Source organism: Pedococcus sp. NPDC057267 (genome assembly GCF_042668795.1).
Lineage (GTDB): Bacteria > Actinomycetota > Actinomycetes > Actinomycetales > Dermatophilaceae > Pedococcus.
Window position 1 is genome coordinate 13,447 of record NZ_JBHUYG010000058.1, and the last position, 13,806, is coordinate 27,252.

The 13,806-nt window shown below is 72.0% G+C and carries 14 protein-coding genes; 11 read left to right on the forward strand and 3 right to left on the reverse strand.

The window, feature by feature from the left end:
• Nucleotides 1-3 precede the first annotated feature (3 nt).
• Nucleotides 4-1,131, forward strand: coding sequence for a ferrochelatase (locus tag ACFUC1_RS13245; protein ID WP_379120457.1), 1,128 nt, complete (start codon nucleotides 4-6; stop codon nucleotides 1,129-1,131).
• Nucleotides 1,132-1,142: 11 nt separating this feature from the next.
• Nucleotides 1,143-1,985 (forward strand): inositol monophosphatase family protein, encoded by an 843-nt coding sequence (locus tag ACFUC1_RS13250; RefSeq protein WP_379120459.1) that lies wholly within the window; start codon nucleotides 1,143-1,145, stop codon nucleotides 1,983-1,985.
• Between the two features lie 71 nt (nucleotides 1,986-2,056).
• On the opposite strand, the gene ACFUC1_RS13255 is transcribed toward ACFUC1_RS13250, so the two are convergent.
• Nucleotides 2,057-2,245, reverse strand: a complete 189-nt coding sequence (locus ACFUC1_RS13255; RefSeq protein ID WP_379120462.1) for a hypothetical protein — start codon at nucleotides 2,243-2,245, stop codon at nucleotides 2,057-2,059.
• Nucleotides 2,246-2,611: 366 nt separating this feature from the next.
• Here ACFUC1_RS13255 and ACFUC1_RS13260 point away from each other — a divergent pair, with 366 nt between their 5' ends.
• From ACFUC1_RS13260 to ACFUC1_RS13280, 5 genes are read left to right on the forward strand one after another with little or no spacing between them, the layout of a single operon-like run.
• Nucleotides 2,612-2,911, forward strand: coding sequence for a DUF4193 domain-containing protein (locus tag ACFUC1_RS13260; protein ID WP_310156266.1), 300 nt, complete (start codon nucleotides 2,612-2,614; stop codon nucleotides 2,909-2,911).
• Between the two features lie 58 nt (nucleotides 2,912-2,969).
• On the forward strand, nucleotides 2,970-3,464 hold the full coding sequence (gene dut / locus ACFUC1_RS13265; RefSeq protein ID WP_379120464.1) for a dUTP diphosphatase: 495 nt from the start codon (nucleotides 2,970-2,972) through the stop codon (nucleotides 3,462-3,464).
• A gap of 8 nt (nucleotides 3,465-3,472) precedes the next feature.
• On the forward strand, nucleotides 3,473-4,345 hold the full coding sequence (locus ACFUC1_RS13270; protein ID WP_379120466.1) for a DUF3710 domain-containing protein: 873 nt from the start codon (nucleotides 3,473-3,475) through the stop codon (nucleotides 4,343-4,345).
• Nucleotides 4,346-4,351: 6 nt separating this feature from the next.
• The gene (locus ACFUC1_RS13275) at nucleotides 4,352-4,774 is read left to right on the forward strand and encodes an OB-fold nucleic acid binding domain-containing protein (RefSeq protein ID WP_379120467.1); all 423 of its coding nucleotides are present in this window, start codon (nucleotides 4,352-4,354) and stop codon (nucleotides 4,772-4,774) included.
• On the forward strand, nucleotides 4,764-5,519 hold the full coding sequence (locus ACFUC1_RS13280) for a DUF3159 domain-containing protein (RefSeq protein ID WP_379120469.1): 756 nt from the start codon (nucleotides 4,764-4,766) through the stop codon (nucleotides 5,517-5,519). The genes ACFUC1_RS13275 and ACFUC1_RS13280 overlap by 11 nt, the downstream gene beginning before the upstream one ends.
• Nucleotides 5,520-5,638: 119 nt before the next feature.
• On the opposite strand, the gene ACFUC1_RS13285 is transcribed toward ACFUC1_RS13280, so the two are convergent.
• Nucleotides 5,639-6,319, reverse strand: a complete 681-nt coding sequence (locus tag ACFUC1_RS13285) for a TrkA family potassium uptake protein (RefSeq protein ID WP_310156281.1) — start codon at nucleotides 6,317-6,319, stop codon at nucleotides 5,639-5,641.
• A gap of 27 nt (nucleotides 6,320-6,346) precedes the next feature.
• Nucleotides 6,347-7,015 carry a potassium channel family protein gene (locus tag ACFUC1_RS13290; RefSeq protein ID WP_379120471.1) on the reverse strand — a complete coding sequence of 223 codons (669 nt, stop codon included), beginning with the start codon at nucleotides 7,013-7,015 and terminating at the stop codon, nucleotides 6,347-6,349.
• 128 nt (nucleotides 7,016-7,143) lie between these two features.
• Here ACFUC1_RS13290 and ACFUC1_RS13295 point away from each other — a divergent pair, with 128 nt between their 5' ends.
• The 4 genes from ACFUC1_RS13295 (at nucleotide 7,144) to ACFUC1_RS13310 (ending at nucleotide 13,746) form a co-directional block, all read left to right on the forward strand.
• Nucleotides 7,144-9,102 carry an APC family permease gene (locus ACFUC1_RS13295; RefSeq protein WP_379120479.1) on the forward strand — a complete coding sequence of 653 codons (1,959 nt, stop codon included), beginning with the start codon at nucleotides 7,144-7,146 and terminating at the stop codon, nucleotides 9,100-9,102.
• Nucleotides 9,099-10,412: a class I SAM-dependent RNA methyltransferase gene (locus ACFUC1_RS13300; RefSeq protein ID WP_379120473.1), complete on the forward strand. Its 1,314-nt coding sequence runs from the start codon at nucleotides 9,099-9,101 to the stop codon at nucleotides 10,410-10,412. The genes ACFUC1_RS13295 and ACFUC1_RS13300 overlap by 4 nt, the downstream gene beginning before the upstream one ends.
• Nucleotides 10,409-10,897, forward strand: coding sequence for an acyl-CoA thioesterase (locus tag ACFUC1_RS13305; RefSeq protein WP_379120475.1), 489 nt, complete (start codon nucleotides 10,409-10,411; stop codon nucleotides 10,895-10,897). The genes ACFUC1_RS13300 and ACFUC1_RS13305 overlap by 4 nt, the downstream gene beginning before the upstream one ends.
• Nucleotides 10,898-10,959: 62 nt before the next feature.
• Nucleotides 10,960-13,746, forward strand: coding sequence for an aconitate hydratase (locus ACFUC1_RS13310; RefSeq protein WP_379120477.1), 2,787 nt, complete (start codon nucleotides 10,960-10,962; stop codon nucleotides 13,744-13,746).
• Nucleotides 13,747-13,806 lie beyond the last annotated feature (60 nt).

Below are 13,806 nucleotides of genomic sequence, written 5' to 3' on the forward strand. Positions count from 1 at the left end.
CCTGTGAGCACCCCTGAGAACACCGCCAACCCCCTCGCGCCCTACGACGGCATCCTGCTGCTGTCCTTCGGCGGACCCGAGAAGCCCGAGGACGTCCTGCCGTTCCTGCGCCGCGTCACCGCCGGCAAGAACATCCCCGACGAGCGGCTCGAGGAGGTCGGCGAGCACTACTACGGCTTCGGCGGCCGCAGCCCGATCAACGACCAGAACCGCGCCCTCATCGCCGCCCTGCGCGCCGAGCTGGACCGCCGGGAGATCGACACCCCCATCGTCTGGGGCAACCGCAACTTCACCCCCTTCGTGGCCGACGCCCTCACCGAGGCGCACGAACGCGGCATACGGCGGCTCGTGACGGTCATGACGAGCGCGTACTCCTGCTACTCCTCGTGCCGGCAGTACCGCGAGGACCTCGCAGCCGCGCAGCAGGAGGTCGAGGCCGCCGGCGTGGACATCGAGGTCGACAAGGTCCGCACCTACGCCAACCACCCCGGCTTCTCGCGCACCAACAGCCGGCTGGTCACGGAGGCGGTCCGCCAGGTCATGCGCTCCGGCGAGGACCCCTCGGCCGTGCGGCTGCTGTTCGTGACGCACTCCGTCCCGACCGCCATGGACGACACCTCGGGCCCCGGCGACGGCGAGGGCAACGCCTACTCCCACCAGCACCTGGCCCTCGGCGCCGCCATCACCGAGGAGGTCAACGCCACCCTCGACACCGACCTCGAGGGCGAGCTGGTCTTCTGCTCGCGCTCCGGCCCGCCCACCCAGCCGTGGCTCGAGCCCGACGTCAACGACCGGCTCGAGGAGCTGGCCGCCGAGGGCGCCCGCACCGTCGTCGTGGCGCCCATCGGCTTCGTGTCCGACCACATGGAGGTCGTCTACGACCTCGACACCGAGGCTGCGGAGACGGCCGAACGGCTCGGGCTGCGGTTGGTCCGTGTCCCCACCGTCGGTGTCGACCCCGAGTTCGTCTCCGGCCTGGCGGACCTCCTCCTCGAGCGTGCAGCGCTCGCGCGCGGCGAGCAGCCGCAGCAGCCGGCGTGGCCGGGTGACAAGCCGCTGAACTGGGTCTGCGCCCCGGGATGCTGCCCCAACCTGCGCGTCGCCAAGCCCGCCCTCTGCGGCCGGGACTGACCGTGGACGCGGTGCTGCCGCCGGGGGAGGAGCTCGAGGAGCTCGAGCGCGTGGCCGTGGCGGTGGCCGGTGAGGCGGGCCGGCTCATCGTCGACGAGCGCCCGCGGGACCTCGGGGTGTCGAAGACCAAGAGCACGGCCACGGACATCGTCACGGTGATGGACCAGCGCGCCCAGGACCTCCTGCGCGCGCGCCTCGGGGAGCTGCGCCCCCAGGACGGCTTCCTCGGCGAGGAGGAGGGCGGCGCCGCCGCCCGGTCCGACGTGACGTGGGTCGTGGACCCCATCGACGGCACCGTCAACTACCTCTACGCCCTGCCCGCGTATGCCGTGTCCGTCGCGGCCGTGGTGGGCAACCCGGCCACGCCCGGGGCATGGCAGCCGGTGGCCGGGGCCGTGGTCAACCCCGTCACGGGCCAGCTCTTCCACGCCCGCGCGGGCGGCGGCGCCTGGCTGCGCACCGGCGAGGGCGAGGAGGAGCGGCTCGCGGTCGGGGCGCCACCGGTCCTGGCCCAGGCGCTGGCGGGCACGGGCTTCGGCTACGACCCCGAGCGGCGGCGGGAGCAGGCACGGGTGCTCGTCGAGGTGCTGCCGCGCGTCCGGGACATCCGGCGGCTCGGCAGCGCAGCCCTCGACATCTGCGCCGTCGCCCACGGCACCCTCGACTGCTACTACGAGCAGGGCCTCAACGCCTGGGACATGGCCGCCGCGTGGCTGGTGCTGACGGAGGCCGGAGGGGTGTTCACCGGCCTCGGGGACGCGCCGCCCACCCCCGACATGGTCGTGGCCGGGGCGCCGGCGCTGCACGGCGAGCTCGAGCGGGTCGTCCGCGAGGCGAGGGCCGCACGGTCCTGAGGCTGCCGGCCTGACGGTCCCGCGCCCCTCGGCCACCGAAGCCTGCCGCGACGGACGGCCGCCGCGTCGAGTCAGGCCGTGGCGGCGAACCCCGCCAGCTCCGGGATGCGCAGGCCGTGCTCGGTCGCGAGGCAGGCGAGATTCTCCAGCTCGGCCTCCCGGACGGAGGCGAGGTAGTCGTCACCGGACTCCTGCGCCCCGCGCAGGGACTCCATGGCGCTCTGGGCGTGGGAGCGGATCTCACTGTGGAACTCGGTCATCGTGCACCCCTCTCTTCGTCTGGGACGAGGTGTAGGTCGGGCTCGGGCCGGAGCCAGAGACTCTATGCACCCGAACGCGGGATCCGGGAACGGGGTTGTCCGTCTTGGGTGAACAGTGGGTGAATCCAGACGTTTCCTTGGCGTTCGGAACCGCCACGTTCGGGCCGAAACGGGACGCGGGACGGGACCGCCGGCGACGGTGCGGCGGGCGAATCTGGACCCGATGGTGACGCCCCGGTCCCGATGGGGCACAATCCCGGCCTGCGGTGGGCACAAAACCGCATGCACCTGCGTTGACACCGGCGAAATGGCTTCCCGGCGAGTGGGAGGCCAGATGTACCGAGCAACAGGAGAGCGACAGCGACCATGGCGACTGACTACGACGCGCCGCGCAAGACCGATGACGAGCTGTCCGAGGACTCGATCGAGGAGCTGAAGTCCCGACGGGTCGACAAGAGCGCCTCGAGCGTGGACGTCGACGAGGCCGAGCAGGCCGAGGGCTTCGAGCTCCCGGGTGCCGACCTGTCCGGGGAGGAGCTCTCGGTCCGGGTGATCCCGCGCCAGAGCGACGAGTTCACCTGCTCCCGGTGCTTCCTGGTGCACCACCGCAGCCAGCTGGCCAGCGAGGCCGGCGGGGTCCTGGTGTGCCGGGAGTGCGCCGCGTAGGTGACACCCGCGTCCGGACGGACGACGGCAGGGCCGGGCAGGGATAGGGTCAGTCCACGTGGCTGACCCTTCCCGCGTCCCGGAGCCGGCGGTGCCCGTGCACCTGCGCCGGCTCGACCCGGACCTCCCGGTGCCGTCGTACGCCCACCCGGGCGACGCCGGCGCCGACCTGCACTCAGCGGTCGAGGTGACCCTGGCCCCGGGGGAGCGCACGCTCGTCCCCACCGGGCTGGCCCTCGCCCTGCCGGAGGGCTACGTGGGGCTGGTGCACCCCCGGTCCGGGCTCGCGGCCCGGCACGGCATCACGATCGTGAACGCACCCGGGACCGTGGACGCCGGCTACCGCGGGGAGGTGCTGGTCAACCTGGTCAACCTCGACCCGCGCGAGGAGTTCACGGTGCGCCGGGGCGACCGCATCGCCCAGCTCGTGGTGCAGCAGGTCGCCCGCGTGCAGTTCGTCGAGGTCGATTCGCTCGACGACAGCTCCCGGGGTGACACTGGACACGGGGCCAGTGGTGGCTTCGGGCACCACACCACGACGACGAAGGACTGACGACAGCAGTGGGCATCTTCCGACGAGGCAAGCAGACCGCGGCGACCGACGAGACGCTTCCCGGCGACGCCGCCGACGACCTCTCCGCCGGCGACTCCACCCGGGCCTGCGCGGCGGGGGCCGAGGACGCCGGCGCCGACCCGGACGGCCTCGCGGCCGGCTCCGCGGGCGCGGGGACGGGCAGCGACGAGGACACCGGCACCGCGTCCGCGGCCGGCGCGCCGCGCACGGGTCGCCGCGAGGAGCTCGGCCCGTTCGACAGCTCGGAGGTCGACGGCGAGTCCGACGGCCGGCTCGACCTCGGCGGCCTGCGCATCCAGGGCGTCCCCGGGATGGAGCTGCGGCTCGAGGTGGACGAGGAGGCTGGGCAGGTGGTCGGTGCGACCGCCGTCCTCGGCGACTCCGCCGTCCAGCTCCAGGCCTTCGCCGCACCGCGCACCGCCGGCATCTGGGACGAGATCCGCGGCGAGATCGCGGAGTCGATCCTCAACCAGGGCGGCACCGCCGACGAGGTGCGCGGCGAGCTCGGGCTCGAGCTGCGCACGCGCATGCCCTCCGCCGGCCCTGACGGGCGCACGGTCTTCGCCCCGGCGCGGTTCGCGGGCGTCGACGGCCCCCGCTGGTTCCTGCGCGCCGTGTTCTCCGGCCGTGCGGCGATCGAGGACGAGGCGGCAGCACCCCTGCTGGAGGTCGTGCGCAGCACGGTCGTCGTCCGCGGCGACGCCGCAATGGCTCCGCGGGAGATGCTCCCGCTCCAGCTCCCGGCTCAGGCGGACGGTCCCGGGGCCGACTCCGCCGACCCGGACCACGACGTGCCCGCGCGGCGCGCCGACGACCTCAAGCCGTTCGAACGCGGCCCCGAGATCACCGAGGTCAGGTAGGCAGCCATGGCTCACCCCAGCACCCCGACGCGTGTCGGCGGCACGGGCACCAAGGAACGACGTTCGCCCCTGGCCCGCCTCGGTGAGCGGCTCACCAAGTCGGTGACGCAGATCGAGGCCGACGAGCTGCAGGAGGACGCCGCCCGCATGGGCTGCACCCCCATGTGCGACCTCGTCGACCGGCAGGAGGCGACGGTGTCCGGCACCGTTCGCGCGGTGACGCTTCGCCCCCGGGTCAACGTGCCCGCCCTCGTCGTGGACCTGTACGACGGCAGCCGCACCATCAACCTCGTCTGGCTCGGTCGCCGCACCATCGGCGGGATCTCACCCGGCACCTACCTGCGGGCCAGCGGTCGCGTCACGTGGACGCGCGGCGTGCCCACGATCTTCAACCCCTTCTACGAGATCGTCCCGCCGCGTGGCCACTGACCACCCGGCCGCCGACGCCGGCGGACCCCTCCCGCCGACGACGGTCGAGGAGGTCATCCGTCACCGGCTGTCCGCGGCCCTCGGCGGGTGGCGGGGCTCGCTGGAGACCGCGCTGCCCACGCTCGCGTTCGTCGTGGCCTGGGTCGCGCGCAACGACCTGCGGACGGCCGTCGTGTCCGCCGTAGCCGTGACGGTCGTGCTCGCCGTGGTCCGCCTCGCCCAGCGCCAGAGCGTCAAGTTCGTGCTGCAGGCGGTCGTGCCCACGGTGGTCGCCGCCGTCTTCGCCCTGCGCTCGGGCCGGGCCGAGGACGCGTTCCTCCCCGGCATCCTCTGGAACGTCGTCATGGGCGTGGTCGCGGTCCTGTCGGTCGCGACCCGCTGGCCCCTGGTCGGCTTCATGGTCGCCGCCGGCGACCCCGACCTCGCCGAGGACCCCCTGGGCTGGCGCCGCGACCACGGGTTGGTGCGCGTCTGCCAGCGGCTGACCCTGGTGCTGGTCGCCATCTTCGCCATCCGGCTCGCCCTGATGCTCCCGCTCTACCTCGCCGGCGCCGTGGCGGCCCTCGGCGTCGCCAAGATCGTCCTGGGCTGGCCGCTGTGGCTGGGCGCCCTGGCGGTCATGGGTGTGCTGCTGGTCCGTGGCCACACGCCCCAGGAGCTCGAGCCGGCCCCCACCGGGGTGCACGAACCCCACCGTGCCGCCGAGCGCGGCCCGGCCACCGACACCGAGTCCCCGGCCCGCTAGTCCGCGGCCTGCTGGTACGCGGCCTGCTGGTCCGCGGCCCTGCCGGTCCGAGGCCCGTCACGACGCGGCCCGTCACGACGCGGCCCGCTGGACGGGCGCGATGTCCCCGCCGCAGCGGGTCAGTCGGCCGCGCGCGGCACCCGGTCGCCGGGGCTGAGCATCGCCTCGAGCTCGTCCTCGAACTCGGGCGTGGTGATGAAGAGGAGCTCGTCGTGCGGCTCCAGGGAGTCGTCCCGGCTCGGAGCGATGGGGTGGTCCTCGCGGATGATGCCCACGAGCACCGTCTCCCCGGGGAACGCCACGTCGCCGGCGCGCTTGCCGGCATACGGGCTGTCGGCCGGCAGGGTGAGCTCGACCATGGTGGCCTGGCCCTGCTGGAACTGGAAGATCCGCACGAGGTCGCCGACGCTCACGGCCTCCTCGACGAGGGCCGTCATGAGCCGCGGCGTCGACACGGCGACGTCCACCCCCCAGGCCTCGTCGAACATCCACTCGTTCTTCGGGTTGTTGACCCGGGCCACGGTGCGGGGGACGCCGAACTCGGTCTTGGCGAGCAGCGACACGACGAGGTTGACCTTGTCGTCGCCGGTGGCGGCGACGACGACGTCGCACTCGGCCAGGCCGGCCTCGTGCAGGGCGGTGATCTCACAGGCGTCGGCGAGCAGCCAGCTCGCCTCGGGGATCCGGCTCTGGATCTCCTTGCGCTCCTTGTCCATGAGCAGCACCTGGTGGCCGTTGTGCAGCAGCTCGCGGGCGATGGAACGGCCCACGCTGCCGGCCCCGGCGATGACGACGCGCATCGATGTCCTCCTGGTTCGTGCTTCTCGTCAGTGCTCGCCCGGAGCGGGCGGGGCGTCGAGCGTGCGCTCCACCGACGGCAGGTCGCTGACCATCGTGGCGACGTGGAGCAGGTCGCCCTCCTGGAAGACCGTGTCGGGCTGGACGAGGATGCCGGAGCCGAGCCGCGTCAGGTATGCCGTGCGCGCGCCCGTGGCCTCCTCGAGGGCGCTGATGCGGTGGCCCACCCACGCGGGGTTGACCGTCACCTCGGCGATGACGACCTTGCCGGACGGGTCCACGAGCTCGGGCACGTGGCCCTGGGGGAGCAGCCGGCGGATCATCTGGTCGGACGTCCACTTCACCGTGGCCACGGTGGGGATGCCGAGCCGCTGGTAGACCTCGGCGCGACCGGGGTCGTAGATGCGGGCGACCACGTGCTCGACGCCGAAGGTCTCACGGGCCACGCGGGCGGCCAGGATGTTGGAGTTGTCACCGCTCGAGACGGCCGCGAAGGCGTAGGCGTCGTCGATGCCCGCCTCCTTGAGGGTGTCCCGGTCGAAGCCCACGCCGGTGACGCGGCGTCCCTCGAAGGAGGACCCCAGCCGGCGGAACGCCGACTCCTCCTGGTCGATGACGGCCACGTCATGGCCCTGCGCCTCGAGGCTGTGCGCGAGGGAGGACCCGACCCGCCCGCAGCCCATGATCACGAAATGCACGACGCCGACGCTACACCGACGCGAGACGCCCGGCGGAGGGCGGCGCGCAGGGGCCTCCCGGGCCCCATAGAGTGAGCGCCGTGCCAACCTCCGGACGCGTCCTCAAACGGGTGCTCGTCGGGCGCGCGATGCGCAGCGACCGCCTCGGGGAGACCCTCCTCCCCAAGAAGCTCGCGCTCCCCATCTTCGCCAGCGACGCGCTGTCCTCCGTTGCCTACGCGCCGGACGAGATCTTCCTGACCCTCGGCCTGGCCGGCGGCTTCCTCGCGCTGACCCACTCCTGGCAGATCGGGCTGTGCGTCGTCGCCGTCATGCTGGTCGTCGTCGCGTCCTACCGGCAGAACGTCCACGCCTACCCCTCAGGGGGCGGCGACTACGAGGTGGCCAACACCAACCTCGGGCCCCGGGCCGGCCTCACGGTGGCCTCGGCGCTCCTCGTCGACTACGTGCTCACGGTCGCGGTCTCGATCTCCTCGGGCGTCCAGAACGCGGCCGCCGCCCTGCCGTTCATCCGCGGCCGCGAGGTCGTCGTCGCCGTCGGGCTCGTCGTCCTCCTCACTGCGATGAACCTGCGTGGCGTGCGCGAGTCGGGCAAGGCGTTCGCCATCCCGGTCTACGCGTTCATGGCCAGCGTCATCGGCATGGGCGTCGTGGGGCTCGTCCGCGAGGTGACCGGGACGCTGCCGCAGGCCGAGAGCGCCAAGCTGACGCTCGCCCCCGAGACGGGGTTCGAGTCCCTCGGCGGCTTCGCCCTGATGTTCCTGCTGCTGCGTGCCTTCTCGTCCGGTTGTGCCGCCCTCACCGGTGTCGAGGCCATCTCGAACGGTGTCCCGGCCTTCAAGAAGCCCAAGTCCCGCAACGCCGCGACGACGCTGCTCATGATGGGCCTGGTCGCCATCACGATGCTCATGTCGATGCTCGTGCTGGCGAAGTGGACGGGCATCAAGTACGCCGAGAATCCCGCCAAGCAGCTGCTGCTCGACGGCAAGCCGGTCGGCGACACCTACGTGCAGGACACGATCATGGGCCAGGTCTCCAAGGCGGTGTTCTCCGGCTTCCGCCCGGGCGTCATCATCGTCTCGATCGTCGCGGGGCTCATCCTCGTCCTGGCGGCCAACACGGCGTTCAACGGCTTCCCGGTGCTGGGCTCGATCCTGGCCAAGGACGGCTACCTGCCGCGCCAGCTGCACACCCGGGGCGACCGCCTGGCCTTCTCCAACGGCATCCTCATCCTCGCCGGCGCCGCCGCGTTCCTCATCATCCTGTACGACGCCGAGGTCACGAAGCTGATCCAGCTCTACATCGTCGGCGTCTTCGTGTCGTTCACACTGAGCCAGACCGGCATGATCCGGCACTGGAACCGGCACCTGCGCCTCGAGCGCGACCCCCGCGCCCGCGCCCGCATGATGCGCAGCCGGGTCATCAACGCGATCGGCGCGACCATGTCCGGCCTGGTGCTGGTCGTCGTGCTGCTCACCAAGTTCGTCCACGGCGCCGGCTACGCGATCGCCGCCATGGTCGTCCTGTTCTTCATCATGCTGCGCATCCACCGGCACTACGAGCGCGTCCGCGAGGAGCTGCGGGTGCTGGAGGACGACAGCGAGGCGCAGCTGCTGCCGAGCCGCGTCCACGCGATCGTGCTCGTGTCCAAGATCCACAAGCCGACGCTGCGGGCGCTCGCCTACGCCCGGGCCACGCGCCCCAACCGGCTCGAGGCGATCACGGTCAACGTCGAGCCCGACGAGACGCGCGCGCTGCAGGAGGAGTGGGACCGTCGCCGGATCCCGGTGCCGCTCAAGGCCCTCGACTCGCCCTACCGCGAGATCACCCGGCCGGTCGTCGAGTACGTCAAGTCGCTGCGCTCGGGCCATCCCCGTGACGTCGTGGTCGTCTACATCCCCGAGTACGTCCTGGGCCGCTGGTACGAGCAGGTCCTGCACAACCAGAGTGCCCTGCGCCTCAAGGGCCGGCTGCTGTTCACGCCCGGTGTCATGGTCGCGAGCGTCCCGTGGCAGCTGCGGTCCTCCGAGGGCGTCGAGGAGCGGCTCGACGGCCCCACCGCGGGCTCGGTCCGCCTCGGCCAGTGAGCGGCAGCAGCGAGCCGACGGTGCACGCCGGCCCGGGCGACCTCTCCGCCGGTGACGAGGTGGAGCTCGAGGTCGGGCCGGTCGCCCACGGTGGGTTCTGCGTGGCCCGGCACGAGGGCCGGGTCGTGTTCCTGCGGCACGCCCTGCCGGGGGAGCGGGTCGTCGCCCGGGTCACCGAGGCGCGCGAGGGCCAGCGGTTCGTGCGGGCAGACGCCGTGCGCGTGACGGCCGCGAGCCCGCACCGGGTCCAGCCGCCGTGCCCGTATGCCGGGCCGGGCCTGTGCGGCGGGTGCGACTTCCAGCACGCGGACCTGGCGTACCAGCGCGAGCTCAAGACCGCCGTCGTGCGCGAGCAGCTGTCACGCCTGGCGGGGCTCGAGGTCGACGTCGAGGTCGAGGAGCTGCCCGGTGCGCCGGACGGCCTCGGCTGGCGGACGCGGGTCGAGTTCGCCGTCGACGGGGCCGGCCGCGCGGGCCTGCGCCAGCACCGGTCGCACGACGTCGTCCCGGTCGACACCTGCCTCATCGCCGACCGGCGGGTGCTGGCGACCGGCGTGCTGGAGCAGGACTGGTCGGGGGAGCAGTCGGTCGACGTCGTGGCGCCGTCGGTGGGGGAGCCCGTCGTGGTCCCCGTCCCCGGCGCGGACGCCGTGCCCGTGGTCACCGAGGCCGTCCGCGGGGACCGGTTCTCCGGCGAGTTCGAGGTGTCGGCCCGCGGCTTCTGGCAGGTCCACCCCGCCGCCGCGACGACGTTCGTCGACACCGTCCTGGGCATGCTCGCACCGCGCGCGGGAGAGACCGCCCTCGACCTGTATGCCGGCGTGGGCCTCTTCGCCCGGGCACTGGCCGAGCAGGTCGGCCCGACCGGCCGGGTCGTCGCGGTGGAGTCGGACCCGCGCGCGACCGACGAGGCCGAGCGCAACCTCGCCGCCCACCCCTCGACGCTGGTCGTGCGGGCCCGTGTCGACGACGCGTTCGGCGTCCCGCGGCCGACCCGCAAGGGCGCGTCGGGCAACCGCCGTGCGGCCCGCGGCCGCAAGCTGCGCCGTCACCCGATGCTGCCGCCGACCGCCGATCTCGTCGTCCTGGACCCGCCGCGCACCGGCGCCGGGCGCGACGTCGTCGGACAGGTCGCCGCGCTGGGGGCCAGGGCCGTCGCCTACGTCGCCTGCGACCCGGCGGCACTCGCGCGCGACACGGCATACCTCGCCGAGCACGGCTACGCCCTGCAGGGGCTGCGCGCGTTCGACGCCTTCCCGATGACCCACCACCTGGAGTGCATCGCGCTCTTCGAGAGGACCCGCACGTGAGCACGACCGACCGCACCGACGTGACCAGCGCCGCGGGGGAGCCCGGGGCGGCTCCGGCGGCGACCGACCCCTTCGTGCACCGGGTCGAGGTCCACTTCTACGAGGTCGACCAGGTCGGGGTCGTCTTCAACGCGTGGTACCTCGCCTGGTGCGACGACGCGCGGCTGGCCTACTGCGCGTCGCGCGGGTACGGCATCGAGGAGGCGAGGGCGCACGACGCGATGCCGCTGGTGCGGCACGCCGAGATCGAGTGGCTCGCGAGCCTGTCGGCGGGGGACCACGCGGAGATCGTGGTCCGCCCGGTGCGCGTCGGCACGACCTCCTTCACGCTCCGGCACGAGATCCACCGGGCCGGCGACGGGCAGCTGTGTGCCGTCCTCACGATCACCTACGTGGCGGCCGGTCTCGCCGAGCGGACCAAGCGAGACCTTCCGCTTCCGCTGCGTCGCGCGCTGGAGCAGGATCGATCGCAGAGCCCCTCCTGACGTGATATCTTGACGTCAAGATAAATCGGACGAAGAAGTCGACAGCATCGAAGGAGCCTGCAGTGGCCAGCACGAACAGCTTCAACGCCCACGGTGAGCTGAAGGTCGGTGACAGCTCCTACGAGGTGTACCGACTCTCCGCGGTCGAGGGCGCCGAGACCCTCCCGTACAGCCTCAAGGTGCTGCTCGAGAACCTCCTGCGCACCGAGGACGGCGCGAACATCACCGCCGACCACATCCGCGCGCTCGGCGGGTGGGACCAGGACGCCGACCCCGACACCGAGATCCAGTTCACGCCGGCCCGCGTGATCATGCAGGACTTCACCGGCGTGCCCTGCGTCGTCGACCTGGCCACCATGCGCGAGGCCGTCGCCGACCTCGGTGGCGACCCGACCAAGATCAACCCGCTCAGCCCGGCCGAGCTCGTCATCGACCACTCCGTCATCATCGACGTCTTCGGCCGCAAGGACGCCTTCGAGAAGAACGTCGAGATCGAGTACGAGCGCAACGGCGAGCGCTACCAGTTCCTGCGCTGGGGCCAGACGGCGTTCGAGGACTTCAAGGTCGTCCCGCCCGGCACCGGCATCGTCCACCAGGTCAACATCGAGCACCTCGCCCGCACGGTCATGGTCCGTGACGGCGTGGCCTACCCCGACACCTGCGTCGGCACCGACTCGCACACGACGATGGTCAACGGCCTCGGCGTGCTCGGCTGGGGCGTCGGCGGCATCGAGGCCGAGGCCGCGATGCTCGGCCAGCCGGTCTCGATGCTCATCCCGCGGGTCGTCGGCTTCAAGCTCTCCGGCTCGATCCCGTCCGGCGCCACCGCCACGGACGTCGTCCTCACCATCACCGAGATGCTGCGCAAGCACGGTGTCGTGGGCAAGTTCGTCGAGTTCTACGGCGAGGGCGTCGCCCAGGTGCCGCTGGCCAACCGCGCCACCATCGGCAACATGAGCCCCGAGTTCGGCTCCACCTGCGCCATCTTCCCGATCGACGACGTGACGCTGGAGTACCTCCGCCTCACCGGCCGCTCCGAGGAGTCCGTCGCCCTCGTGGAGGCGTACGCCAAGGAGCAGGGCATGTGGCTCGACCCGTCGAAGGAGGCCCGCTACTCCGAGTACCTCGAGCTGGACCTGTCGACCGTCGTCCCCTCGATCGCCGGCCCGAAGCGTCCCCAGGACCGCATCGCGCTCACCGACGCCAAGTCGGCGTTCCGCAAGGTGCTCCCGACCTACGTCGCCCACCACGAGGGCGACCCGGGTGCGGCGTCGTCCTTCCCTGCCAGCGACCCGCAGGCGGGTGGCGGCTCCGGCGACGGGTACAACGGCGGCGACCAGCCGGCATACGAGGGTGACGGCAGCGGCCGCCCCTCGAAGAAGGTCACGGTCACGACCGCCGAGGGCGACTCGTTCGAGATCGACCACGGCATCGTCTCGATCGCCTCGATCACCAGCTGCACCAACACCTCCAACCCTTCGGTGATGATGGCCGCCGCGATGCTGGCCAAGAACGCCGTCGACCGCGGGCTCACCGTGGCGCCGTGGGTGAAGACCTCGATGGCTCCCGGCTCCAAGGTGGTCACCGACTACTACGAGAAGGCCGGCATGTGGCCCTACCTCGAGAAGCTCGGCTTCCACCTCGTCGGCTACGGCTGCACCACCTGCATCGGCAACTCGGGCCCGCTGTCGGACGAGATCTCCAAGGCCATCAACGACAACGACCTCGCCGTCGTGTCGGTGCTGTCGGGCAACCGCAACTTCGAGGGCCGGATCAACCCGGACGTGAAGATGAACTACCTCGCGTCGCCGCCGCTGGTCATCGCCTACGCCCTCGCCGGGACGATGGACTTCGACTTCGAGACCGAGCCGCTCGGCCAGGACACCGAAGGCACCGACGTCTACCTGCGGGACATCTGGCCGACCCCGGACGACGTCGAGCACACGATCGCGCAGTCGATCAACCAGGAGATGTTCACCAAGGACTACGCCGACGTGTTCGCGGGTGACGAGCGCTGGCAGTCGCTGCCGACGCCCGAGGGCAAGACGTTCGAGTGGGCGCAGGACTCCACCTACGTCCGCAAGCCCCCGTACTTCGACGGCATGCAGATGGAGACGACCCCGGTCGAGGACATCTCAGGCGCGCGGGTGCTCGCCAAGCTGGGTGACTCGGTCACGACCGACCACATCAGCCCGGCCGGCTCGATCAAGGCCGACAGCCCCGCGGGCAAGTACCTCGCCGAGCACGGTGTCGAGCGCAAGGACTTTAACTCCTACGGCTCGCGACGCGGCAACCACGAGGTCATGATCCGCGGCACCTTCGCGAACATCCGCCTGAAGAACCTGCTCCTCGACGGCGTCGAGGGCGGCTTCACGCGGAACTTCCTCGCCGGCGGCGAGCAGACCACGATCTACGACGCCTCCGCCGCCTACCAGGAGGCCGGCGTCCCGCTCGTCATCCTCGCGGGCAAGGAGTACGGCTCGGGCTCCTCGCGTGACTGGGCCGCCAAGGGCACCCGCCTGCTGGGCGTCAAGGCCGTCATCGCCGAGAGCTACGAGCGCATCCACCGTTCCAACCTCATCGGCATGGGCGTCATCCCGCTGCAGTTCCCGCAGGGGGAGTCGGCGGACTCGCTGGGCCTCGACGGCACCGAGACGTTCTCGGTCACCGGCATCACCGAGCTGAACGAGGGTCGCACGCCCAAGACGGTGAAGGTGCGGGCCGAGAAGGACGGCGGCGCGCCGGTCGAGTTCGACGCGGTGGTGCGGATCGACACCCCCGGTGAGGCCGACTACTACCGCAACGGCGGCATCCTGCAGTACGTCCTGCGCTCGCTCGTGAACGGCTGAGTTCCCCTCCGCCGCAACGGAGCTGACCAAGGGGTATGCCGCGTGGGAGACCACGCGGCA